Genomic DNA, 23,219 nt, shown 5'->3' with positions numbered 1-23,219 from the left:
TCAGCCCTTGCTGATCGCCTCGATGATCCGAGGCCGCAGCTCGGCCGCGCTCACCACGGCGTCCACCGAACCGACCTCGACCGCGCGGTGCACGCTGTGCACCCGGTCGAACTCGGCCGCCACCTCGGACAGCTTCTCGGTCCGCACCGACGACCGGACCTCGGCCAGCTTGGCGCTGAGCTCGGCCCGCTCCGCGCCGGTGGTCTCGGCGATACGCGCCTCCAGGTCGGCCACGCGCGTGTCGGTGGAGGTGCGGCGGTTCACGTCAGCGGTGAAGACGACGGCCGCGGCCGGCGCGCCACCGATGACCGAGGCGAACGAGCCCTCGACCGCCAGCACGGTCATGTTGGGGTTCAACGCCTTCGAGAACACCACGAACGCGCCGCCGTGGTACCGGGAGATCACGCAGAACACGATCGGGCCCTGGAAGTTGACGATCGCCCGGCCGATCTCGGCGCCGTACTCCAGCTGGAGCTTGCGCATCGACTCCGGGGAGCCGTCGAAGCCGGACAGGTTGGCCAGCACCACCAGCGGCCGGTTGCCGCTGGCCGAGTTGATCGCCCGCGCCGCCTTCTTCGACGACTGCGGGAACAGCGTGCCGGCGGTGTAGGTGTCGGGGCCGTCGGTGGGAGGAAACCACGGCGCTGCACCGACTTCGACTCGATGCCGAGCAGGCAGACCGGCTGCCCGCCCAGGTGCACCTCCTGCACCACGGCGGTGTCGGCGTCGGCCATGCCGGCCCAGCGCTCCAGCACCGTGTGGTCCTGGTCGGCCACCGCCCGCATCACCGTGCGGATGTCGAACGCCTTCTTGCGGTCCGGGTTGGCCGACGGCGAGAAGATCTCGCCGACCGTGGCGAAGTCGGTGCCGAAGGTGTGCGGGAAGGGCGAGATGTCGCGGTCCACCGGGTCCGTGGTGGTGGCGGCCCGCGGCGTCGCCTCGCCCGGCGCGACGTAGGTGTGCTCGTAGTGCGCCATCAGCACATCACGAGCGCCGGCCAGGTTCGGGGCCCAGTACTGGGCCTGGCCGTTGGGCCCCATCACGCGGTCGTAGCCGCCGATGCCGAAGTTGTCCTCGGCCGACACGCCGCCGGAGAAGTCCAGCGCCTGCTTGCCGGTCAGCACCATCGCCGAGTCCGGCGTCATGACGAGGATGCCCTTGGTGTGCATGAGCATCGTCGCCTCGGCGTTCCAGTACGGCTGCGCGCCGACGTTGATGCCGGTGACCACGATGTTGATCTCGCCGCCGTCCTGGGTGAACTCGACGATCCGCTTGAGCGCGGCCGCCACCCAGTCCATGTTCTCGGTGCCGGAGTCCATGGAGATGCGCGCGCCGGAGGACAGCGCGAACCACTCCACCGGAACCCGCAGCTCCTCGGCCAGGTCGAGCGCGGCAATCACCCGGCGGCACTCCGGCTCGGACAGCGCGCCCAGCGACTTGGTCGGGTCGCCGAGCAGCACCACGCGCTTGACGCCCTCGGGGTAGCGCTCGGTCGCCGTGCTGACCACGCCGGCCACCATGGCCGCCTTGTTCTGGCCCTTGGGCCGGTCGACCGGGACCAACGCGTTGTCGGCGTTGAGGTCGTACTCGGCGAAGTCGCCCAGCAGCCCGGTCAGCTCGTACGGGTAGACGGTGTTGCGGCTGCTGGCCCGCATCACCTTGAGCCGGTAGTCGTCCAGCGGCTCGACCGCGTCGGACGGCGGCTCGACGATGCCCAGCGTGGTGCCGCCGGTGGCGTCGAAGGCGATCCGCACCGCGATCTTGGCCAGCGCGCCGGTCTGCGGGTCTCGCTGCCGGGCGATGAGCAGGATCTCCTCCAGGCCCGCGCCGGCCGTGGTCGGCAGCACGCGGCCGGCGATCATCTCCAGCTCGGCCCTCGTCATCTCGCTGGCCGGCCAGACGTAGATGACGATCCGGTTGGTGGTGAACCGGTTCTTGGACGGGCGGCGGGACTGGGCCCGGCGGATCGAGTCGAGGCAGGCGGCCACCGCGTCCTCGGCGGTGGGCAGGGCCACCAGCCGGCCGTCGTGCTCGCGCAGCTCGGTCAGGTCCCGGACCTGCGCGAAGGCGACCAGCCGGTCGTCGGCCGGGTTCTCCCGGGCGACGGCCTGGAACAGGTACACCTCCTCGTCGGAGGACGGCAGGCGGGTCAGCTCGAACTTGCGCAGCCGCTCCAGCTGCATGCGCTGTGCGATGTACGGGTGCAGGCCGCGGATCAGCCGTTCCTCGGCCATCCCGGTGGCGGACGGCCGGAACGTGAAGTGGTGGTGCATCACGGCGCCGCCACGGCCGGCGACGGTCGCGGTGACCCGGCGGACCTGGGCCGGCAGCGGGTGGGCGCTGATGACTTCCAGCAGCTCGGCCGCCATCGCGTCGTGGTCCTCGGGCTGCTTCTCCCAGGCCAGGTAGATGTCGGCGTCGACGGCCTCGTCGCCACCGGCCAGCTCGGCCAGGCCGCGCAGCGCGCCGCCGAAGGCGTCGAAGCTGACCGCCGCCGAGGCGATCTGCGCGTCGGCGCGGGATGCGACGACGAACGTGCAGCCGGCGACCTCGCTGCGGTGCACGTCGGTGGTGCCCTTGTTGCCGTAGTAGCGGCGGATCAGCACCTCGAGCATGGTGGCGTTGTCGAGGTCGGCGCGGATCAGGCGCTGTCCGAGCAGCCGGACCAGCGGCTCGGTGCTGCGGACCATCTCGGCCACGCGCTCGGCGCGATCCGGGGAGTCCGGGTGGGCGTCGAGGTGACGCAGGTGGTTGCGCACGGCGGCGTACACGCGAGCGCGGTTGCGACGCAGCAGCGGCTGGCCGAACCATGCGAACACCACGCCACGGGCCAGGTCGGAGATCACCGGGAAACGGACCTGCGTGGCGGCGACGAGCCGCTCCAGGGCCAGACCGGTCGGCTCACGCAGCGCCTCGTCCGGCGGCAGCTCCCGCAGCCACGAGCGCAGCAGCGTCGTCACGACGGTGGCGTCCTGGGTGGCGCGCTGCTGGGCCAGGAAGATGCGGAAGACCGCGGTCTCCAGCTCCGGCGTGCGGTCCAGCTCGGTGACGCCGTAGTGGGCCAGCACCTTGGACAGCTTGGCCTGGAACGCTTCCGGCAGGCCGGCCCGCTCCACGTCCAGGCTCTGCAGGTAGGTGTGGAAGTACTCGCGGGCGCTGTAGGAGTGGCTGTCGTCCTCGCCGGTGGGGCGGTTGCGGGTGAGCTCGGCCAGGTCGGCGAACACGTCCAGCAGCGCCAGCTCCTGGGCCAGCGGCCGGTGGCCGTCGTCCGTCGCCTCGCTGCGCGCGGCCACGTAGTCGGCCAGCACGCGGCGTTCGTCGAGCGGGTCGACGTCGAAGCCGAGCAGCAGGCTGCGGAGGTCTTCCTGGCCTCGGGCCAGGCGGTCCAGCGCCGGCGCGTTTCCGTTGGCGGCCGGCAGGTCCAGCTCGACGGTCTGGACCTCGGTCGTCTCCTCGGCGGCGTCGTCGGCGATCGGCTCCAGCCGCAGCAGCGGGGCGCCCGTCGGCACCTGGCTGCCCACCGAGACCGGGCGCTCCTTGAGCCGGGCCTTGAACGGCGCGCGGAGCACCGTCTCCATCTTCATGCTCTCCAGCACGATGATCGGCGCGCCCGCCTCGACCTCGTCGCCGACCTCGACCGGCGTGGCCACGACCAGCGCCGGTGCGGGGGAGCGGACCACGCCGCCCTCGTCGCGGCTGACGCGGTGCGCGACGCCGTCGACCTCGACCATGTGGATCGGGCCGTGGGTGCCGGTGAGCAGGGAATGGCGGGAGCCGTTGACCCGGATGTGGCCGCTGTGGTGGTCGAAGCGGTCCAGCTCGACGTCGGCCGTGCGCACGTCCTCACCGGCCTCGATGGCCACGCGGAACCGGGTCGCGCCGACGCGGGCGACCCGCACGCGGTAGCCGACGCCGCGCAGCTTGAGGTCCAGCGGCCGGCCGCTCTCGTGCTGCACCTGCGGGCGACCGCCGAAAGCCGTGGACAGCAGGCGCTGGCGCTCGCCGCGCTCCTCTTCCTCGTACGCCTCGATGGCCGCCGCGGCCAGGGCGACCGCGGAGTGGCGGTGCGAGACCAGGCGGCCCTCGGCGCGGACGCGGTCGATCCAGCCGGTGTCGGCGCTGGCGTCGATCACCTCGGGCTGGTCGAGCAGGTCCAGCACGAAGCTCTTGTTGGTGGCGCCGCCCTCGATGATGACCTTGGTCTCGGCCATCGCCCGGCGCAGCCGGGCCAGCGCCTCGTCGCGGTCGCGGCCGTACGCGATGATCTTGGCGATCATCGAGTCGAAGTCGGCCGGGATGGTGTCGCCCTCGCTGACCCCGGTGTCCACCCGGATGCCCGGGCCGGCCGGCAGGTCGAGGCGGGCGATGTGGCCCGGCGACGGCGCGAAGTCGCGGTCCGGGTCCTCGGCGTTGAGGCGGGCCTCCACGGCGTGGCCCAGCTCGGCCGGCTGCTCGCCCTCGAGCTTGCCGCCCGACGCCACGTGCAGCTGAAGCCGGACCAGGTCGGTGCCGGTGGTGATCTCGGTGATCGGGTGCTCGACCTGGAGGCGGGTGTTGACCTCGAGGAAGGCGAACAGCTTCTCGCCCGGGTGGTACAGGAACTCGACGGTGCAGGCGCCGCGGTAGCCGACCTTCACGGCCAGCCGCTCGGCCGAGCGCTTCAACTCGGCGGTCTGCTCTTTCGAGAGAACCGGCGACGCCGACTCCTCGATGATCTTCTGGTTGCGCCGCTGCACCGAGCAGTCGCGCACGCCCAGCGCCCACGCGGTCTCGCCGTCGGAGATCACCTGGACCTCGACGTGACGGGCGCCGGTGACAAGGCGCTCCAGGAAGACGACGCCGGAACCGAAGGCGCGCAGCGCTTCCTGGCTGGTGCGCTCGTAGGCGTCGGCCAGCTCGTCGGCCGAGGCGACCTTGCGGATGCCGCGCCCGCCGCCGCCCGCGGTGGCCTTGAGCATCAGCGGGTAGCCGATGTTCGCGCCGGCCGTCAGCGCGTCCTCCAGCGTGGCCACCTCGCCGCGGCTCCACGGCGCGACCGGGACGCCGACCTCCTCGGCGATCAGCTTGGCGCCGATCTTGTCGCCCAGCTGCCGCATGGCGTCCGCGCTCGGGCCGACGAAGGTGACGCCGACCTTCTCGCAGACCTCGGCGAAGGCCGGGTCCTCGGCGACGAAGCCCCAGCCCACCCAGGCGGCGTCAGCGCCGCTCTCGACCAGCGCCTTCTCCAGCTTGGCGTGGTCGAGGTACGGGCGGGCCGAGGCCGGGCCCAGGTCGTAGCTGAGGTCGGCCTCGCGCACGAACGTGGCGTTGCGGTCGGCGTCGGTGTAGAACGCGACGGTCTCGATGCGCGCCCCGGTCTCCGCGGCGAGATCCCGGACGGCGTGGATCAGCCGCATCGCGGCCTCTCCGCGGTTGACGATGGCGACACGACTGAACACCGACCGAGCCTCCTACTAGACACGTGCGGAGCCGACAGACTCCGCTCCCACCCTGAACACTCTCGTGTATCCGCCAGTGGCGAAATGCTGCAAGTGACGGTGCCGGGCACCGGAAGTTGTAGAGACCCCACAAAAGATGACCGCAGTCACACGGGCCGTGGCCGACCGCCGCGCCGTGCCGGCGTGTCGCGCTGGACAACCTCGGTTGTCGCCGTCCCTCGCGCGCATGGCGTCCTTTTCGGCCGGTGGGAGTTCCGTTTTCCGGGCGTCGACCCTGTCGGCGTGCAGTCTCCCCCTACTGTCTTGAGCGGATCTCGGGGATCGCACAAGAACGGCTGGGAGCCGGCGAAAGCCCAGCTCCCAGCCGTTGGGCTCGGGTGTCAGTGCGTGACCAGCAGTGCCGCGCTGCCGGCCGGGACGTCGATCGTGACGGTGTCGTCGTGCACCGCCGGGTGCTTCGGCCTCGGCGCGAACTGCCCGTTCTGGCCGACGGTCGCGCCGGCCACCGTGATGGCTTTCGAGTCGATCGACGGAGCCGTGAGCAGGTATTCGTCGGCTTTGTGGGCTGTCGCGGCCAGCGTGACCGTCACGTGGACCGCGTCGGAGCCCGTGTTGTTCACGAACACGTTCGTTCCGATGCCCCAGGCCGTGACGTTCGGCGCCCCGGCGACCGTCGCCGCGTGCAGATCACCGGTGCCGGCCAGCGTCCACAGGAGCTCGCCGTAGTAGATCGCCTGGACGCCGGTCGGCTTCAGGCCGTCGAAGACGATCGGCGAGTAGGTCAGCGGGAACTGCGAGGACGTGCCGCCATGGAAGTTGACGCCGTCACCGTGGTTGGCCGCGATGCCGTGCATGTAGTCCAGCGACCACAGCGCCGCCGCCTGCACGTCGCTGACGCCCTTCGCGCCGCCGTGGAAGTACGAGTTCGACTCCGTCACCCGCCACTTCGGCAGGCCATTGGCCGTGGTCGCCTGCTGCATCGCCTTCTCGTTGGTCGGCAGCCGGCCGCTCGTGTTGGACGCCAGCAGCGCCGGGATCGAGGCGTTGGTGTTGCTGCCGATGTAGAGGTGCGTGGACAGCAGTTGCAGGCCGTTGGCCTTCTCGTGCTGGGCGAACATGTTCGTCCAGGCCGTCGAGTCCGCTTCGCCCGGCCCGTCGAACACCGCTTGCGGCACCCGGGCCTTGATCGCCTTCGCGTACGCCTCGAAGCTCTGCTCGTACTTGGCTTCCGTCGTGTAGACGTTCGGCTCGTTCCCGATCTCGAACGCGATCAGGCTGCCGCCCAACGCCTTCGCCGCATAGGCCGCTTCGTCGGCCGCGTTCTCCGCGGTGTTCGTCTTCAGGTTGATCCCGTAGATCACCCGCCACCTGGTGGCTTTGACGAACCCGGCCAGCCTGGTGACGTCCGTCGGCGCCACTTCCTTCTCGTCGCCGCCTTTGCCCTGCGGATTCCAGTTCACCTGGTCGCCCAGGTTCCCGCCCAGCCTCAGCACATTCGGGCCCAGCCGCCGGAACAGCTTCACCAGATCCGTGTCCGCCGCGTCGAACAGTCCCGCCCCGACCCGGTCCTTCTCGTAGCTGAACCCCGCGAACCCCCGCCCCACGTGCCCACTCGCCGCGCTGTCCACCCGCACCGTCACCGCCGCCGGCTCCGGCGCCGCCACCAGCACCGCCAGCGACACCAGCCCCGCCACCACCATCTGCCCGGCCGCCATCCGTGCTCCCTCGCGTCGCGGCACCGGGCGGCTCGGTTGCCGCGGGCGACTATAGGTCCGATGTATTCCCCTCGTAAAGCTTTCCGGCTACCCGTAGACCGTCGATACACCCGATCTCACGGTCAAGGCGTCAGCGTGCCGCCGACACGCTCGATCCGGTGCCCTGGATGCCGGCCATCGGGTGACCGGAACCTTGGATGCCGGCGGGCAGCATCACGGCCCCGAGGCTCAGGGCAAGCGCCGCTGCCGTGACGAACAGGCGCACGTTTCTCACGGGTTTCTCCCCTCGTACGGTGACGAAAGGATTCTCACGGCCGTCGGCCCGGCGGATAACCGCTGACCGGCTTACACCCCTGGCTCGGCGATGGCGTGGCAGGCTTCGGTCCGTGAACCCGGTCGTCACACAGATCCTGACCATCGCGGGCGTCCTGCTGGGGTCCGCGGCGACGTTCGTCGTCACCACTGCGAGCGAGCGAATGCGTTGGCGGCGCACGCAGTCCGCGCGGTGGGACGACAAGCGCCTTGCGGCCTACACGGAGTACGCGAACGCGGTGAAGCGGATGGTTCGGCTGTGCCGACGGGTCGCCGAGACCAGGAACCTGCTCGGCACCGGTCGGCCCACCGATGTCGACGCCGCATTCGCCGAGCTGGCCGAGGCCGAGACGGAACGGGCGCTGAACTGGGAAACCGTTCTGCTGCTTGGTGATCCCGCCACCATCACCGCGGCCCGAGCCTGGCACGAACAGGTATGGCAGCTCGAACGCCTGCTGCGCGAGGACCGCCCCGAGGAAGAGGCATTCGTCGAGGCGTACAAGAACACCATGCGACTCCGCAACGACTTCTACGCCTGCGCCAGGGCCGACCTCGGCATTGCCAGCGGCACCCTGCCGGAACTCACCTGGAACTCGCTGCAACCGCCGACCGACCAGTGACCGGCGAGCGGGTCGTCCCCCTTGGTCGAGGGAGACGACCCGCTGTCGGGAACCGGAGCTCAGCTGTGAGCGGAGGCCAGTGTGGCCGCCCCCGACTGGTCAGTGGCCGGCGGCATCAACTTCGGGTATTCCTTCTGGAACTTGTCGATCATCGTGGCCGACGGGATCACCCGGTTCGGGTTGCCCTGGCTCGTCGCCTGCTTCTCGCCCCACGCGCCGGCGGCCTTGCGCTGGTCGGGGGTGCCGTGGCTGTGGAAGCAGTCGCCGATGGAGGCGTCCAGGTAGGTGACCTCCTGCTGGGTACGGGCATCCCACGCGAAACCCTTGGCGTGGGCGACGAAATAGCCGCCGTACGCGTCGGGGCCCATCTCCGACGACTCGTTGGGCGGGTAGTTGTTGTGGGCGAAGTCGACCTGGTGGCCGTACTCGTGCCCGACAACGGACTCCACCGAGACGTCGTCGAACCCGAGGAGATTGACGGTGTCGAGCAGCCCGTCACCGAGCGCCACGCGCTTGCCGCCAAGGCTGTCGGCCGGGGCGGAGAACGCGTTCAGCGTGAGCAACGGGTGGCGGCCGCCCTGTAGTGCCGGCACTTCGTAGAGCACCTTGGTGGCCAGCGCGGCGGCCCCCTTCACCTTCGCCGGCGCGAGGCCGAGGCTGAAGGTCTGCGCCATCTTCACCTGGCTGCCGAGATCGGTGCCCTTCCAGGCGACGAGCTGGATGTTCCAGCTCTCGATGTCCCAGAAGCCACGCAGTTTGTCGATCGTGGCCGTCGCGCGCGAGCTGTACTGGCCGTCGGTGCCGAAGACCTGCGGGGACTTGTCGGACGCGACGCCCTGCACGTAGAGCTGGCTGAGCCCCGACAACGCGGCGAATGCCTTGTTCTCGAGCGGGGTGAGCTGGGCCGCGAGCTTGTTCGCGTAGGTCAGCAGCGAACCCTCGGTGCAGCCCGGGATCGGGTCCTGCGCGGCCTTGAAGCGGGGGCCGGGTCGCGGGATGGGCGAGTTGATGAGCGGGTCGACGCCGCGCAGCGCGCTCGCGGGCAGACCGTTGTAGAGGTCGACGACGTCCTGGTACAGCTGCGCGACGTCCTGGTCGACGGTGGGCGGCGCGGTTGCGGCGGCGGCGGGAACAGCCGTGGCCAGCGCGACCACCGCGGCGCCCGCCACCGCGAGCGTCCTGCCGAGGAATCTGGTCCGGTCAGGCAAGGTGGTACCCCTCTTCGGTTCCGGTTCAAGATCACTAAGCATTCCCACACTAGAACCGAAAGGGGCGGCAAAACCGACGACGGCTCAAATACGCTGAATTGGCTCACGCCGTTCGTAGGGTTTCCGCGGCCTGGAGATAGGCCGAAAGTACTACGCGCTGCCGTTCGGGCAACCTTTATCGGACATCCGCACATCGGCCGGCAACGGCCGCGGCTGACGGTTTCCGATTGCGCGCGCCGCAATTGTGGCGGGGATTGACCGGAAAACTTTCGTCGAGCCCTCGGCCCGAATCCCGATAGCGACCGGCCGGTCCCGCCACTCGCCTTCCAGCACCAGCAGGGTCGGCTGGTCCGGCGACCCGGAGCTCCGATGCCGGTCGGGCCACGGGACCGGCCGAACTCCGCGAGCAAGGCGGCGTCGACGGCGGGAAGGTGCCCGCGCGGCCGATGCCGGTGACGGTGACCAGCCGCTGGTCGCGAACGACCAGCAGGTCGGTCAGCGGGCGGATGGCGGTGCGCCGGCGGACCAGTCGGGGCAGCGGCGGGGGTGGCCGCTGAAGGGCGAGCGGCCGGGTGCAGCCGCGCGGGTCAACGGTGGCACGGTGCGGGGCGGCGGAGCATCGGGAAAGTCCCTACATTTCCCGGGCATGCCGGGCCAGATGGCTGGCGACGGCCGTTCGGGAGGCCACCCCGAGCTTGGTGAAGATGCGGGACAAATGAGCCTCGACGGTCTTGGGACTCATGAACAGCTGCCCGGCGATCTGGCGGTTGGTGTAACCGTGCGCGACGAGCTCGGCGATCTCCAGTTCACGCTGGGTGAGCGGACCACCGTCCTTGCGGACGCGGGTGGAGCGGGCACCGAGCAGGCGCTGCTGCTGGACGACGGCGGCGTGCATGCCGGCGGCGCCGCAGTTGGCGAACAGCTCCTTGGCCCGGCCGAGCTGCTGCTGAGCCTCCTCGCGACGGCCGAGGTCGGCCAACGCCGCCCCGAGCAGGTGCCGGGCCTGGCCCTCGAAGACGGGCAGGTGCACCTGGGCGAAGTTGTCGGCGGCCTTGCCGGCGAGCGCGGCGGCGGCGTCGGCATCCTTGCCGGCGAGCTGGGCCCGGGCCGAAGCCAGCCAAGCCTGGCCGGTCCGACCGGGCAGGTCGCCGCCGGCCACGGACTCCTCGGCCCGCCGACCCCAGTCCAACGCGGCGTCGACGTGGCCGAGGGCAATCTCGGCCCGGACCAGCTCGTCGAACCACAGCCGGCGCAGCGACGGGGCGTAGCCGACCTCCTCGGGATCGCCGCCGCGCATCAGCTCCTGCACGCACCCCTGCGGGTCGCCGTTGGCCAACCGGGCCGCCGCCAGTGCGGCCGCGCCCTCGCCGGACCACCAGTAGGCGCCGGGCTGGGTCTTCTCCACGGCCAGCTCGGCGAACTGGAGCGCGGCCTTGAGATCACCACGCCACAACGCGATCTCCGACTGCCGCACGTGGATGAACTCCAACAGCTCGGTCCGGCCGGTCAGCAGCGCCGACTCCAGCGCCGCCTCGGCGTGCTCGGCGGCCTGGGTCAGGTCGCCGAGCCAGGCGTAGACATGGGTGAACGCCAGCTGGATGTCGGGCTGGAGATGGCTGTGGCCGGTGCGCTCGGCCAACGACGCGCAGCGGCGGACGTGGCGCTGCGCGTCGTAATAGCGCTCCAGCACCAGTTCCGCCCACGCCAGCTCCAGCGTCAGGTAGAGCCGCTCGGACAACTCGTTGTCCGACAAGCCGTCGAGCATGGCCGCGGCCCGGCGGACGTGGCCGACCGCGGACTCGAAGCGGCCGGTGTAGGTGTCGGCGGTGGCCAGGATGCTCAGCCCGATGGTCATGGTGAGCGGTCGCATCTGGTGCCGGGCCGGGGAATCCATCGCCTGCATGACCCACGCGCGGGCGTCCTCGAACTTCGCGCACTGCAACAGGCCGGCGGCGATGTCGATGCGCATGCCCAACGCCGCACGGTCGTGCCGGTCCGGACGCCGGCTCAGCTCGCCGACGAGCAGCGCCTGCGCCTCGTCGTAACGACCGAGCAGGCGTTCCACGGTGGCGCACATGGACACCGCGGCGCTGCGCTGGTCGCTGGGCGCCTCGGGCAGCAGGGCCAGCACTTCCTGGAGGGTGGCGCGGCACTCGCTGAGCCGGCCGATCACCAGCAAAGCCCTGGCCCGCAACAACATCAGGCCGCACAGCCGGGTCCGGTCATGGGACGTCCGTGGCAGCAGGTCGATGGCCGTGCGCAGCCAGTCCACGGCCAACGTCGGCACGCTGGCCAACACCGACTCGGCCGCCTCGACCAGTACGGCGATGGCCTTGTCGTCGCCGGCGCGGGCGGCCCGCTCCACGTGGTGCGCACGCGAAGTTGCCGGCGCACCACGGCGTTCCAGCCCGGCGGCGGCTCGCGCGTGCGCGTCCAGCCGCCATCCCGGCCGGCCCGTACGGTACGCGGCGCTGCGCACCAGCGGATGCCGGTAGCGGAACCGGCGGGCGCTGTTCTCGGCCCGGATCAGGTCGCGGGCCACCAGCTCGTCCAGGTCGGTCAGGGCGTCGGCCTCGGGCAGCTCGGCGACCTCGGCCACCAGCTCCGGGTCGAACGGGTCGCCGGCCAGCGCCGCGGCCTGGGCCACCAGCAGCACTCTCGGTGTCAGGGCGGCGAATTCGGCCGACAGCGCCACCTCCGGGTCGCCGTCGGCGGCCACCCGGGTCAGGGCGTCGAGATAGAACGGGTTGCCGCCGCTGGAATCGTGCAGCTGCCGGGCCCGCGCCGCGTCCACGTCCGGCAGCAGCTGGCAGACTTGTTGCAGCGTCAACGGTTTCAGCTCCAGGCGCAGCCGTTCCGCGCCGGATGCGTGCGACAGCGCGGCGAACAGCCGCTCGGAGGCCTGCCGCGGCCGGTAGCTGACGCCGAGCCGGAACCGGCCGGCCGGTGGGTGACGGACCAGGAACTCCAGCAGGCCAACGGATCCCTCGTCGGCCCAGTGCATGTCGTCCAGCACGAGCGTGCCGCCCGGCTCGGGGCTGACCACCTCGAGCAGCGCGCGCACCGCACGGTAGAGCCGGTGCCGGCCGACGCCGTGCAGGTCGGCCTGGGCGGTGTCGGCGCCGTGGAAGACCGCGGTCAGCAGCTCCACCGCCGGCGCGCCGAGCTCGTCTCGTTCCCGGGTGTCGAGGCGGGCCACGCGGTCGCCCAGCGCGTCGAGGAACACCGCGAACGGCACGTGCTGCTCGAATTCGGTGGCCCGGCCGGTGAACACGGCACCGCGGCCGCGGCCGAACTCGCCGAGCAGGCTGGTCTTGCCGATGCCCGGGTCGCCGACTATTTCGATGAGCCGGGCCGGCCCGGGCGCGTGCAGCAGCGCGAGCTCACGTTCCCGTCCGACGATCGGGCGGCTGGTCGCAGTCACTTACGTCCCCTCAGTGCGGTCGGGCAAACAATACGCACACAAGGGCAGATCAGTTGAACGAGAACTAATGGTGGGATGGATCGGCCGCCGAACGAAGTCAGGGCCAGACCGACAGTTGGGTCAGGCCGGTCAGCCGGGTCCCCTCGGCCCCGCGCACGCGCACGTAGCGTGCGGAGACCGGGTCGGGCAAGGCGATTCCGGCGAACCGGCCGGCGTCCCGCGCGGTGGCCCGCACCGTCCAGTTCTTCGCGTCGTCACTGGTCTCCACGGTGAGCGCGCCACCGGGATTCGCGCGGACGAAGACGGTGCCGACCGGCTCGGATCTGCCCAGGTCGACGTACACCCAACTGTTGGCCGCACACGGTGTCTGGGCGCACGACGGTTCGGTCAGCGGATGGTCGAAGGACCCGTCGGTAAGGGCACAGGGGGATTGCTGGCCTTCGGCGACGCAGGGCTTGCCGCGGGATTCCGGCGCGCCCGCGGTGCCGTGGAATCCGATGCCCTGGCTGGTGTAGAAGAGTTGGAAGGTGGTGTCCGGCCCGGCCGCGCTCGCCGTGGTCGAGATGTGCACGACACCGTCGGCGTCTTCGAACGCGCGAGCGTCCATTGCAGCCCCGGGATCGGTCGCGGCCGACCAGATTTCCTGGCCGCGGACCGCGAAATGCGCGGTGTATTCGTTCACATTCCTGAATGCGGCCCAGTCGAGAGTGACGTTTTTCGCGTCACCGCGGGCCGCGATGTGATCGGGTTCCCAGAACCGCAGCACCGGCACGGTCAACTCGGTGCGCTGGATCTGGAAGCCCGCCCGCACGCTCGGACCGTCCACCTGGGACGCTGTGGCCGGCAGCTGGGCGGTCAGGTCGAAGTTCGTTGCCGTGTTGAAGGTTCCCTGCACGTCCGACCCGTTCATGTGGACGGTGTACGTGCCGGTGGTGTCGGTTTGCGTGCGCTGCAACAGCTTGCAGATCGGTGGCGGGTCGTCGGCCAGGCAGGCCGTGCCCAGCGTCGCCGCGACCGGGATGCCCTGGAAGGCCACCTCGCCGAGATCGGGAACGCGGGTCAGCGCCAGCCGCAGACCGCCGGCCGGCGTGCCGTCCTGGCGGTCGACCCGGCCGGTCAGCGTGACCTTGGCGGTCGACGGCACCTTGCTCTGGGCGCAGCCGGCGGCCGACATCCCGACGATCAGCGCCGCGACGATCAGCAGCAGCGCGAGCCGCGTCCTGGGCATGGCGCGGATCGTAGGGCCGTTCGGCGCAGGAGGAAGGCACTTTGCTCCAGGTTCTGAAGCACTGTGACTTCAGTGACGAGTGAAAACAGCGGGAATGCCATGATGATGGTTCAACGTTCAATAGTTCGTTGAGGTAGGACCTGGAGAAGGGCAGAGCATGACCACACCGGTGGAGTTCGGGGTCGACACCTTCGGCGACGTCACCGTGGACGCCGACGGCAACCGCAAGTCGTACGCGCAGGTGCTGCGCGACGTCGTCGACGAGGCCGTGCTGGCCGACGAGGTGGGTATCGACTACTTCGGCGTCGGCGAGCACCACCGGGACGACTTCGCCATCTCCGCGCCCGACGTGGTGCTGGCCGCCATCGCCGGCCGCACGCGGCGGATCAGGCTCGGCACCGCGGTCACCGTGCTGAGCTCCGACGACCCGGTCCGGGTGTTCGAGCGCTTCGCCACGCTCGACGCCGTGTCCAACGGCCGGGCCGAGATCACCCTCGGTCGCGGCTCGTTCACCGAGTCGTTCCCGCTGTTCGGCTACGACCTGGCCGACTACGAGGTGCTGTTCAGCGAGAAGATCGACCTGATGGCCCACCTGCTCACCGAGCAGCCGGTCACCTGGGAGGGCACGGTCCGGCCGCCGCTGGCCGACGCCAACGTCTTCCCCAAGACGGAGAGCGGCCGCATCAAGACCTGGGTCGGCGTGGGCGGCAGCCCCGAGTCGGTGGTGCGCGCGGCCAGCTACGGCATGCCGCTGACGCTGGCCATCATCGGCGGCGACCCGGCCCGGTTCGCGCCGTACGTCGACCTGTACCACCGGGCGCTGGAGCAGGTCGGCCTCGACCGGCTGCCGGTCGCCGTGCACTCGCCCGGCTTCATCGCCGACAGCGACCAGGAGGCGGCCGACCTGGTGTGGCCGCACAGCAAGGCGATGCACGACCGGATCGGGCGCGAGCGCGGCTGGCCGCCCATGAGCCGGGCCCAGTTCGACGGGGAGATCGCCAACGGCTCGCAGTACATCGGCGCGCCGGAGACCGTCGCCCGCAAGATCGCCCGCACGGTCAGGACGCTCGGTGTGCAGCGGTTCGACCTGAAGTACTCGAACGGGACCATCCCGCACGAGCACGCCATGCGGAACCTGGAGCTCTACGGCACCAAGGTCATTCCGCTGGTTCGCGAGCTCCTTGCCGCTCAGGGTGAAGCGCAGCTCGCACAGCACGCGGGCCAGGTCGCGGTCCTCGATGTCGCTGCTGCCGTAGAGGCGGGGGTGCGGCATCGCGGGGCCGCGGCGGAAGGCGTTGCGCAGGCGCTGGGTGAAGTGGTTCGTCGTCATGGCATGAAGTGTGCGCTGATGTAAATCCTGCCACCAGTGGCAGGAGAGCCATTGATGCACAAAATCCGGCCACGTAGGCTGGAGGGCGTGTTGACGTCAGTGGCCGCGCTGGTGGTGGACGGGGTCGCCCCGTTCGAGTTCGGCGTGGTCTGCGAGGTGTTCGGCATCGACCGGACCGACGACGGCGTGCCGCCCTTCGACTTCCGGGTGTGCGCCGAGCGGCCCGGCGAGCCGGTGCGGACCAGCGTCGGCGTGTCCCTGACGCCGGACCGGCCGCTGTCCGACCTGGTGTCGGCCGACCTGGTCGCCGTGCCGGCCTGCACGATCCGTGACGAGTACCCGCCGGCCGTCCTGGACGCGTTGCGGGCGGCGGTCGACCGGGGCTCGATGGTGGTGTCGGTGTGCAGCGGCGGCTTCGTGCTCGGCGCCGCCGGCCTGCTCGACGACCGGGCCTGCACCGTGCACTGGCGCTACGCCGAGTCCTTCCGGCAGCGGTTCCCCCAGGCCCGCGTCGACGCCGACGTGCTCTACGTCGACGACGGCAACCTGATCACCAGCGCCGGCACCGCCGCCGGCATCGACGCCTGCCTGCACATCGTGCGCCGTGAACTCGGCTCGCGGGTGGCCGCGCTGATCGCCCGGCGCATGGTCGTCGCCCCGCAGCGCGACGGCGGTCAGCGGCAGTTCGTCGAGATGCCGGTGCCGGAGACCACCGCCGACAGCCTCCAGCCCGTGCTGCTGTGGATGTTGGAGACGCTGACCGAGGAGCACACCGTGGCCGAGCTGGCCGGCCGGGCCGCCATGTCCGAGCGGACCTTCGCCCGCCGCTTCGTCGCCGAGACCGGAACCACGCCGCACCGCTGGTTGACCACGCAGCGGGTGCTGCACGCCCGGAATCTGTTGGAGCAGAGCTCTTTCGGCGTGGACGAGATCTCACGGCTGGCCGGCTTCGGCACGCCGGCCCTGCTGCGTCACCACTTCCAGCGGGTCATCGGCGTCACGCCGACCGACTACCGCCGCTCGTTCTCGGCGTGAGCCCATCGACGAACGTGACCGTCTCGTCGAGCGGGGCGCGGCCCACCCGGCCGAGGTCCACCGTGGAGTCCTCGTAGCCGATCGACATGCCGCAGAACAGGATCAGGTCGTCCGGTGGCTCGACGACCTCGGCGACGCTGCGGTGGAACTTGGCCCAGGCCATCTGCGCGCAGCTGTGCACGCCCTCGGCGCGGAGCAGGAGCATGACCGTCTGGAGGAACATGCCGGCGTCCGACCATTGGGGCCGGCCCATCTGACGGTCGAGGTAGCAGAACAACGCCACTGGTGCACCGAACGCGGCCCAGTTGTCGGTCGCGGCCCGTTGGCGGGCCTCGACATCGGTCCGGGTGATGCCGAGCGAGCCGTAGCGCTGCCGGCCGAAATCGGCGCGGCGCTCCTGGTAGGGGGACTTGAGCGAGTCCGGGTACATCGTGTACTGCGGCTCGTCCCACTGCTCGCCGGCCGCGATCCGTTCGGCGATGCGCTTCTTGAGCTCGGCCAGTGGCGCGTCGGTGACCACGAAGGCGTGCCACGGCTGGAGATTCGAGCCGGACGGGGCCCAGGTCGCGGCGGACAGCACCCGCCTGAGCACCTCCGGCGGGACCGGCCGGTCGACGAACTTCCTGACCGCATGGCGGCTTCTGACCGCCTCATAGACGTCCATGGTCACTTCGTCCGGTAGAAGTCGGCGGCGGACACCGTTGCCGGCACGCCGAGCTCGGCCGCCACGGCGATGATCGCCTGCTCGGCGATGCCGTGGTCGACCTGGCCGTCGGTGGTGTAGTGCGGGGCGACGAACTTGTCGTAGTAGGCCCGGATCTCCTCGGTCGTGTGCCGGCCGAGAAACGTCTCCAGATGCTTGACCGTGGTGTCGGGGTCGTTGTGCAGCACGTCGAGGGCCCGGCGCTGGGCGCGGACGACGGCCTGCACGGCCGGGTCGTCCGGGCTGAGATGGGTCGGGTCGACGGCCACGCCGACCGTGGGGATCTTGAAGTGGTCGCCGACCCAGGCCAGCACGTTCCAGCCGGGCATCGCCTCGGGGTTCATGGTGCTGCCGACGTATGCGGCGTCGATCGTGCCGTCGGCGAGGTGACGGAGATCCAGTCCGTAGTCGCCCGGCGCGCGGACGACACAGTCGACGTCACGATCGGGGTCGAGACCAGCCTGGCGCAACACGATTCGCGCGAAGCAGCCGGGCGCGGTGTGCGCCGGGTGCACGGCGAGTCGTTGTCCGGCCAGGTCCGGCAAGGATTCGAGACCGGGGCGGGCGAGGAACCAGAACAGCGGGCTGTGGGTGTTGACGGTCAGCGCGACCCACGGAATTCCGTTGGTGAGGCGGGAAAGCAGCGCGCGGCCGAGGCCGATCGTGGCACCGCGACGCAGGCGCTCCTCGGGCCAGGCGCAGCCGTCACGCAGCGAGACGTGGACGTTTTCCGCCTCGTAGAAGCCTTCCTGGTCGGCGATGTACGCGACCAGCTCCTCGTGCATGCCCCGCCCGACATAGGCGAGATCGATGGTGTGCATGATCCGACCCCTCAGTACATCGCCATGCCGCCGTTGACGGCGGTCGTGCTGCCGGTGATGAAGTCGTTGTCCGCGTCGGCGAAGAACGCCACGGCCTGCGCGACGTCCCTCGGCCGCGCCAGACGGCCCATCGGCGTCGCGGCGACCTGCCGCTTGGTCAGGTCGTCGTCGAAGACCTGCGCGGAGATGCGGGTCTCGGCCACCGGGCCGGGTTCGACGACGTTGACCGTGATGCCCTGTGGGCCGAGTTCCTGCGCGAGGTAGCGGGCGAACTGCGCCAGCGCCGCCTTGGCCGTGCCGAGCGCGATCATGCCGGCGCGGGGGCGGCGGCTCAAACCCGTGCCGATGAAGATGATCCGGCCGGCGCGGGCGGTCATGTGGGGGAGGACCGCCTTGGTCACGACGTAGGCGGCCTTGAGCTCGTCGTCCAGCTTGCTCCCCAGCTCCGGCCAGGTCATGTCCTGGAACGACTTGATCGCGTACGGCGTGAGTGCGTTGTGCACCAGCACATCCACGCCGCCCCAGGTGTTCCGGGCGCACTCGGTCATCGCCTCGACCGCGGCCGGATCACGTACGTCGGCCTGCACCGCAGCGGCCGTGCCGCCGGCTTTTTCGATGTCGGCCACGACTTCCTTGGCGGCGTCGTGGTTGTGCAGATAGTTGACGATGACTCGCATTCCTCGCGAAGCCAGCAGTCGCGCGGTTTCCGCGCCGATGCCGCTGCTCGCGCCGGTGACCAATGCCACCCGTTCCCCAGTCATGTGTCTACTCCCTGATCGCTCCGTAAAGAACGGTGTCGACCGTGGCCCGCAGCAGGTCGGCGGCCGAGCAGTTCATCTCGCCGGGCAGCCGCGAGTTCAGCAGCCGCTCCACGGCCCCGCGGACGATCTCGCCCAGCAGCTCCGGCGACGCCGACAACACTTGTTGTCGCTGGCCCTCCTGGAACAGTGCGTCCAGCCGCCGGTAGATCACGGCGTCGATGCGCTCCTCCACGTGCCGGCGCACGTCCGGGTCCCCGCCGCGTCCGGTGGCCAGCTGGGCCGCCCCGATCCGCGCCATCTCCGCGCCGGCCGCGAGCAGGAACCGCTGCACCCGCTCGCCGAACGGCCGGCCCTCCGCCGCCGCGAGCGCGTCGACCACCGTGCGCTCGATCGTCCCGAACTGTCGGTCCAGCACCGCCGTCAGCAGCGCCTGCCGGTCCGGGAAGTGCCGGTAGATCGTCTTCTTGCTCATCCGCAGCTCGCGGGCCAGGTCGTCCATGCTCACCCGGCCCGGGCCGAGGAACATCCGGCCGGCCGCGTCCAGGATGAGCTCGGAAACGGCGGAAACGGTTTCGGTTTCCATAGTTTCCAGGTTGGCCGGCAAGAGTCACGGTGTCAAGGCGGAGCCATGTCACACCCGGCCATCGGCCTGTGTCCAACCAGGTGAAGGCACTTCGACAAGGGGAGACACCGTGAAGACCATCGAGGTCGAGGACTCGTTCATGGCGTACCGGGAGGCCGGCGCGGGAGACACGACGATCGTGTTCCTGCACGGCAACCCGACGTCGTCCTACCTGTGGCGCGACGTCATCCCGCTGCTGGCCGACCGGGCCCGGGTCCTGGCGCCGGACCTGATCGGCATGGGCGACTCGGGCAAGCCGGACATCGACTACCGGTTCGTCGGCCACGTCCGCTACCTGGACGCCTGGTTCGACGCGCTGGACCTGCACGACGTGGTGATCGTCGGTCAGGACTGGGGCGGCGCGCTGGGTATGGACTGGGCCCGTCGGCACCCGGACCGGATCCGTGGCCTGGCCCTGATCGAGACGTTCCTGCGCCCGATGAGCTGGGCCGAGCTGCCGCCGCTGGGACAGGACCTGTTCCGGCGGATGCGCTCGGCCGAGGGTGAGCAGATGGTGTTGCGGGACAACCAGTTCATCGAGTTCAACCTGCCGTACGGGGTGGCGTCCGGGCTGGCCGAGGCCGATCACGACGAGTACCGCCGGCCCTATCCGGACGAGCGATCCCGCCGCCCGCTGCTGGCCTGGCCCCGGGAGATCCCGTTCGACGGGGAGCCGGCCGACGTGCATGATCGCGTCGTCGCCTACGGGCGGTGGATGGCGGCGACGCCACAGGTGCCGAAGCTGGTGATGACCGTGGAGAACGGGGTGGGCATGGGCTCGGACGAGACCGCGACGTGGGCCAAGGAGACCTTCGCCGCGACGACCGTGGTCTCGGTCGGGCCGGCCGGGCACCACGCGCCCGAGGACCAGCCCGAGGCCATCGGCCGGGCCGTCGCATCCTGGCTGTGGGCATGAGCGAGCTCGTCGCCCGGGCCGTCGACGGCGACCAGGACGCGTTGCGGGACATCGTGCGCGAGCTGCGCGATCCCCTGTATCGGCTGGCCCTGCGCATGGTGTGGCGGCCGGCCGATGCCGAGGACGCCACCCAGGAGATCCTGATCCGGGTGATCACCCGGTTGTCCTCGTTCCGTGGCGAGGCCGCGCTGCTCACCTGGGCGTACCGGATCGGCGTGAACTACCTGCTCAACCTGCGCCGCAAGACTCCGCAGGAGGAGCGGGAGCTCAGCCTGGACGAGTTCGGCGCGAACCTGGCCGAGGGGTTGGCCGCCGAGGACTACGGCGGTCCCGACGCCGAGCTGCTGGCCCACGAGGTGCGGCTGTCGTGCACTCAGGCGGTGCTCCAGTGCCTGGAACGGTCCGAGCGGATCGCCTTCGTGCTCGGCGACATCTTCGAGCTGACGTCCACCGAAGCCGCCTGGGTGCTGGACATCTCCGCTGCCGCGTACCGGAAGCGGTTGGAGCGGGCCCGCGAGCGGCTGCGCGCGTTCATGGGCTCGACGTGTGGGGTCGTGACCGAGGCTGGCTTCTGTCGCTGCACCCGCAGGGTCGAGCAGGCCGTGTCGGTCGGTCGCATCGACCCGGCCGCGCCGACGTTGGTCGGTCATGCCGTCAACGGCCGCGGTGTTCGGGAGGCCGCTGCACAGCTGCATCGGCTGCACGACGCCGCCGCCGTGCTGCGGGCCCACCCCGACTACGCGGCGCCGCGTGACCGTACGGACGCCATCGTCGGGTTGTTGCGCTCCGGTTCCTTTCCGCTGCTCGAGTAGGGGTTGCGCTACCCAGGGATGATTCTCCGATCAGCTGCCGGTATGACGTCAGCGCAGGTCAGGGCTTCGTAATCTGAGCCAATGGACGTCTATCGGCTGGCAACACTGGGCCTCGCGGGTCTGCGGCGGCCGCTGGACACCCTCGCCGGGCGGTGGCGTCCGGAGGAGCGGGCCAGCGAGTGGGCCTTGGGCCTGCGTTTCCCCCACGAAAACCTCGCCGGCCTCGACCTCGGCGCGCGCGTGGCGTTCGCCGCCGCCCGCGCCGAGGCCTTATGGCACCACGGTCTCGTCATCGGCCTCACCTCCGGGGCCCGGTCCGTCGTCGAGCAGCAGCAGCTGTTCGACGAGGCCGTCGCCGAGTACGGCAGCGAGTCCGCCGCTCGCGAGTGGGTGTTGCCGCCGTCGGAATCCCTGCACGTCCAGGGGCGGGCATTGGACGTCCGGCCACGCGAAGGCGCCCGGTGGCTGGAGATCCACGGGCACCGCTACGGCCTCTATCGCACGTATGCCAACGAATGGTGGCATTTCGAGCACTGGCCCCAGTACATCGGGACCCGCAGCCGCCCGCCGATGCGCGCGGATCCGCGCGCACCGGCGAGCCTGCTGTAGATGCTCAGGGCACGACCACGAACGTGAAGTCCTCGCGGACCCGCGCGTCCATGTCCATCGGCAGCCGGATCTGTTCGGTGAGAACCATGTGGCGCAGCACCGTGCGGCTCAGGCCGAAGCCGGCCAGCAGCAGTTTGACCACCCGGATCGGGGCCGGCAGCTCGAACCGCACCACGACCTCCATCGGCGCCGCGTCCGGGCTTCGCAGGTCGTAGAACGGTTGGTCGGTCTCCAGTTCCCAGGTGCCGTCCCAGTCGAGTCGGTACGGCGTTCGGCGGGCCAGCGACATGTCCGTGGCCAGCTCCCGGACGATGGCCGGGTCGTTGTCCTCGAACCGGACCAGCCGGTCGTGGTCGAGCGCCGAGACGTGGATGCGTTCGTGCACCGGCACTTTCGACGTGCGGCCACAGTGGTCGCAGCCGATCAGCAGCCACACGTCCAGCAGTTTGCCGCTGGCGTTGACCCGGACCTTGCCGGTCGGGTGGTGGCGGTGGGTTCGGCACGACGGGCAGCCGCGCACGATGGCCGGCAGGCCGAGTTCCCGGACGGTCCACAGGGCCTTGCGGTCGATTTCGCTCATGGTTCGGGCGCACTCCAGTGACGGAGCGGGGGCGCGCGTGAGCACCCCCTGGGATCAGCGGCTGGACGGCCGGCAGCGCCGGCCGAGGCACGACGTCGCCTCGGACGCCGTGTGTGGGAAGCCCTTGTCGGGCTTGAGAAGGGAACGCCGGCCGGAGGCGGGAGCGTCAAGGGAGCTCCGGCCTCGGACCACGCGTGCAGCCACTGATCACACGAACATGCCGGCCATGGTGGTGGACGGACTCGCGGCGGGCAACCGAATTAAGCGAACGGCCCGCCTCCCGGGGGAGGCGGGCCGCTGGGGACCGCGGTCAGGCGTTGGGGTTGAAGTTGATGCCGGTCGGCATCGAGTGCTCCAGCCCGTAGTTGAAGTTGCCGTCGTTGATCTTGATGGTGGCGTCGCCGAAATTGGCCGTCATCAGCTTGTCGCGCAGGCCGTCGGGGTAGCCGTTCCAGCCGACGAGCCGGGGGTAGAACCAGCCGTGGGTGTAGTTCTCCGGCGGGTCGTCGTTGGAGTTGGCCAGGCGGAAGAAGTGCGTGCTGGCCCCGTCCTTGTGGTAGACGACCTTGGGGTGGCTGCCGTCGAACCGAACCTGGGAGGCGGGGTACCACTTCCAGGTGCTGTGCTGCGAGGTGGACACGTAGTCGACGCGGTTGGCGGCGACGTTGATCCACACGACCACGTGCTCCCAGTCGTGGGTGTGCCCGATGGCCAGCGGACCGAGCGTGGCCTGGTCCTTCTCGAAGTAGCTGGCGTACATCACGGCGCAGTAGTCGCCGTTGCACTTCTCCCGCGAGTACGTGTTGGAGTTCTGCAACTGGGCCGGGTCGTGGCAATGACCGTTGACATCGCCGCCGAGCTTGAGCCCGGGGTTGAGGTTGCCGCTGGGATCGATGGCGGCGGTGGCGTAGCAGCCGTCGCCGTCATAGTCGTACGCGGGGGAGAAGGACTGCTCCCAACCGTCCGCGTTCTGCGGCAACGGGGTCAGGATGGCGGCACTGGCAGGGCTTGGCAGGGACAAGGTCAGCACTGCGACGCCTAAGGCGGCGGCGAGCGCGGACAGTTTGCGCACATCCACTCCTAGG

General features: G+C 70.5%; 17 protein-coding genes and 1 pseudogene. 6 read left to right on the top strand and 12 right to left on the bottom strand.

Annotated features, from left to right (window positions below):
- The 3 genes and pseudogenes from M3Q35_RS11830 to M3Q35_RS11820 form a co-directional block, all read right to left on the bottom strand.
- Positions 1 to 5,438: pseudogene (locus M3Q35_RS11830) on the bottom strand (ATP-binding protein).
- 380 nt (positions 5,439 to 5,818) lie between these two features.
- On the bottom strand, positions 5,819 to 7,153 hold the full coding sequence (locus tag M3Q35_RS11825; RefSeq protein WP_273941739.1) for a glycosyl hydrolase family 79 C-terminal domain-containing protein: 1,335 nt from the start codon (positions 7,151 to 7,153) through the stop codon (positions 5,819 to 5,821).
- A gap of 130 nt (positions 7,154 to 7,283) precedes the next feature.
- Positions 7,284 to 7,427 carry a hypothetical protein gene (locus M3Q35_RS11820; protein ID WP_273941738.1) on the bottom strand — a complete coding sequence of 48 codons (144 nt, stop codon included), beginning with the start codon at positions 7,425 to 7,427 and terminating at the stop codon, positions 7,284 to 7,286.
- A 112-nt stretch (positions 7,428 to 7,539) separates the two neighbouring features.
- Between M3Q35_RS11820 and M3Q35_RS11815 the strand changes: the two genes are divergently transcribed.
- Positions 7,540 to 8,085 (top strand): hypothetical protein, encoded by a 546-nt coding sequence (locus M3Q35_RS11815; RefSeq protein ID WP_273941737.1) that lies wholly within the window; start codon positions 7,540 to 7,542, stop codon positions 8,083 to 8,085.
- A 59-nt stretch (positions 8,086 to 8,144) separates the two neighbouring features.
- Here the strand turns inward: M3Q35_RS11815 and M3Q35_RS11810 are convergent, their stop codons facing one another.
- The 3 genes from M3Q35_RS11810 to M3Q35_RS11800 all read right to left on the bottom strand — a co-directional run bounded on the left by M3Q35_RS11810 (position 8,145) and on the right by M3Q35_RS11800 (position 13,945).
- Positions 8,145 to 9,293, bottom strand: coding sequence for a hypothetical protein (locus M3Q35_RS11810; protein ID WP_273941736.1), 1,149 nt, complete (start codon positions 9,291 to 9,293; stop codon positions 8,145 to 8,147).
- Between the two features lie 631 nt (positions 9,294 to 9,924).
- A complete protein-coding gene (locus tag M3Q35_RS11805) occupies positions 9,925 to 12,717 on the bottom strand; it encodes a helix-turn-helix transcriptional regulator (protein WP_273941735.1) in 2,793 nt (930 codons plus the stop codon).
- A gap of 97 nt (positions 12,718 to 12,814) precedes the next feature.
- Positions 12,815 to 13,945 (bottom strand): discoidin domain-containing protein, encoded by a 1,131-nt coding sequence (locus tag M3Q35_RS11800; RefSeq protein ID WP_273941734.1) that lies wholly within the window; start codon positions 13,943 to 13,945, stop codon positions 12,815 to 12,817.
- A gap of 157 nt (positions 13,946 to 14,102) precedes the next feature.
- Between M3Q35_RS11800 and M3Q35_RS11795 the strand changes: the two genes are divergently transcribed.
- The gene (locus M3Q35_RS11795) at positions 14,103 to 15,299 is read left to right on the top strand and encodes an LLM class flavin-dependent oxidoreductase (RefSeq protein ID WP_273941733.1); all 1,197 of its coding nucleotides are present in this window, start codon (positions 14,103 to 14,105) and stop codon (positions 15,297 to 15,299) included.
- A gap of 63 nt (positions 15,300 to 15,362) precedes the next feature.
- Positions 15,363 to 16,310 (top strand): GlxA family transcriptional regulator, encoded by a 948-nt coding sequence (locus M3Q35_RS11790; RefSeq protein ID WP_273941732.1) that lies wholly within the window; start codon positions 15,363 to 15,365, stop codon positions 16,308 to 16,310.
- On the opposite strand, the gene M3Q35_RS11785 is transcribed toward M3Q35_RS11790, so the two are convergent.
- The 4 genes from M3Q35_RS11785 to M3Q35_RS11770 are packed head-to-tail and all read right to left on the bottom strand — an operon-like array spanning position 16,273 to position 19,178.
- Entirely contained in the window at positions 16,273 to 16,974 is a 702-nt protein-coding gene (locus M3Q35_RS11785) for a nitroreductase (RefSeq protein WP_273941731.1), read from the bottom strand. The genes M3Q35_RS11790 and M3Q35_RS11785 overlap by 38 nt on opposite strands.
- 2 nt (positions 16,975 to 16,976) lie before the next feature.
- A complete protein-coding gene (locus tag M3Q35_RS11780) occupies positions 16,977 to 17,834 on the bottom strand; it encodes an ABC transporter substrate-binding protein (protein WP_273941730.1) in 858 nt (285 codons plus the stop codon).
- Between the two features lie 11 nt (positions 17,835 to 17,845).
- Positions 17,846 to 18,595 (bottom strand): SDR family NAD(P)-dependent oxidoreductase, encoded by a 750-nt coding sequence (locus M3Q35_RS11775; protein ID WP_273941729.1) that lies wholly within the window; start codon positions 18,593 to 18,595, stop codon positions 17,846 to 17,848.
- Between the two features lie 4 nt (positions 18,596 to 18,599).
- Positions 18,600 to 19,178, bottom strand: coding sequence for a TetR/AcrR family transcriptional regulator (locus tag M3Q35_RS11770; protein WP_273941728.1), 579 nt, complete (start codon positions 19,176 to 19,178; stop codon positions 18,600 to 18,602).
- Between the two features lie 109 nt (positions 19,179 to 19,287).
- Between M3Q35_RS11770 and M3Q35_RS11765 the strand changes: the two genes are divergently transcribed.
- The 3 genes from M3Q35_RS11765 (at position 19,288) to M3Q35_RS11755 (ending at position 21,554) form a co-directional block, all read left to right on the top strand.
- Complete coding sequence (locus M3Q35_RS11765) at positions 19,288 to 20,133, top strand: haloalkane dehalogenase (RefSeq protein ID WP_273941727.1); 846 nt, start codon at positions 19,288 to 19,290, stop codon at positions 20,131 to 20,133.
- Positions 20,130 to 20,945: an RNA polymerase sigma factor gene (locus tag M3Q35_RS11760; RefSeq protein ID WP_273941725.1), complete on the top strand. Its 816-nt coding sequence runs from the start codon at positions 20,130 to 20,132 to the stop codon at positions 20,943 to 20,945. The genes M3Q35_RS11765 and M3Q35_RS11760 overlap by 4 nt, the downstream gene beginning before the upstream one ends.
- An 81-nt stretch (positions 20,946 to 21,026) precedes the next feature.
- Positions 21,027 to 21,554: a D-alanyl-D-alanine carboxypeptidase family protein gene (locus tag M3Q35_RS11755; protein WP_273941724.1), complete on the top strand. Its 528-nt coding sequence runs from the start codon at positions 21,027 to 21,029 to the stop codon at positions 21,552 to 21,554.
- Between the two features lie 4 nt (positions 21,555 to 21,558).
- Here M3Q35_RS11755 and M3Q35_RS11750 read toward each other — a convergent pair whose 3' ends face one another.
- Together M3Q35_RS11750 and M3Q35_RS11745 are read right to left on the bottom strand one after the other, a co-directional pair.
- A complete protein-coding gene (locus tag M3Q35_RS11750; protein WP_273941723.1) occupies positions 21,559 to 22,134 on the bottom strand; it encodes a DUF1062 domain-containing protein in 576 nt (191 codons plus the stop codon).
- A gap of 310 nt (positions 22,135 to 22,444) precedes the next feature.
- Positions 22,445 to 23,206: an NPP1 family protein gene (locus M3Q35_RS11745; RefSeq protein WP_273941722.1), complete on the bottom strand. Its 762-nt coding sequence runs from the start codon at positions 23,204 to 23,206 to the stop codon at positions 22,445 to 22,447.
- Between the last annotated feature and the right edge of the window lie 13 nt (positions 23,207 to 23,219).

Source organism: Kutzneria chonburiensis (assembly GCF_028622115.1).
GTDB lineage: Bacteria > Actinomycetota > Actinomycetes > Mycobacteriales > Pseudonocardiaceae > Kutzneria > Kutzneria chonburiensis.
The sequence above is the reverse complement of the archived record's forward strand: the minus strand, read 5'-3'. Positions and strand labels throughout refer to the sequence as shown.

What these genes read in the sequence shown, in the direction of transcription:
- M3Q35_RS11800 (WP_273941734.1), bottom strand. Translation starts at nt 13,945, where the DNA reads ATGCCCAGGACGCGGCTCGCGCTGCTGCTGATCGTCGCGGCGCTGATC.
- M3Q35_RS11760 (WP_273941725.1), top strand. Translation starts at nt 20,130, where the DNA reads ATGAGCGAGCTCGTCGCCCGGGCCGTCGACGGCGACCAGGACGCGTTG.
- M3Q35_RS11785 (WP_273941731.1), bottom strand. Translation starts at nt 16,974, where the DNA reads ATGGACGTCTATGAGGCGGTCAGAAGCCGCCATGCGGTCAGGAAGTTC.
- M3Q35_RS11795 (WP_273941733.1), top strand. Translation starts at nt 14,103, where the DNA reads ATGACCACACCGGTGGAGTTCGGGGTCGACACCTTCGGCGACGTCACC.
- M3Q35_RS11780 (WP_273941730.1), bottom strand. Translation starts at nt 17,834, where the DNA reads ATGCACACCATCGATCTCGCCTATGTCGGGCGGGGCATGCACGAGGAG.
- M3Q35_RS11825 (WP_273941739.1), bottom strand. Translation starts at nt 7,153, where the DNA reads ATGGCGGCCGGGCAGATGGTGGTGGCGGGGCTGGTGTCGCTGGCGGTG.
- M3Q35_RS11750 (WP_273941723.1), bottom strand. Translation starts at nt 22,134, where the DNA reads ATGAGCGAAATCGACCGCAAGGCCCTGTGGACCGTCCGGGAACTCGGC.
- M3Q35_RS11770 (WP_273941728.1), bottom strand. Translation starts at nt 19,178, where the DNA reads ATGGAAACCGAAACCGTTTCCGCCGTTTCCGAGCTCATCCTGGACGCG.
- M3Q35_RS11755 (WP_273941724.1), top strand. Translation starts at nt 21,027, where the DNA reads ATGGACGTCTATCGGCTGGCAACACTGGGCCTCGCGGGTCTGCGGCGG.
- M3Q35_RS11775 (WP_273941729.1), bottom strand. Translation starts at nt 18,595, where the DNA reads ATGACTGGGGAACGGGTGGCATTGGTCACCGGCGCGAGCAGCGGCATC.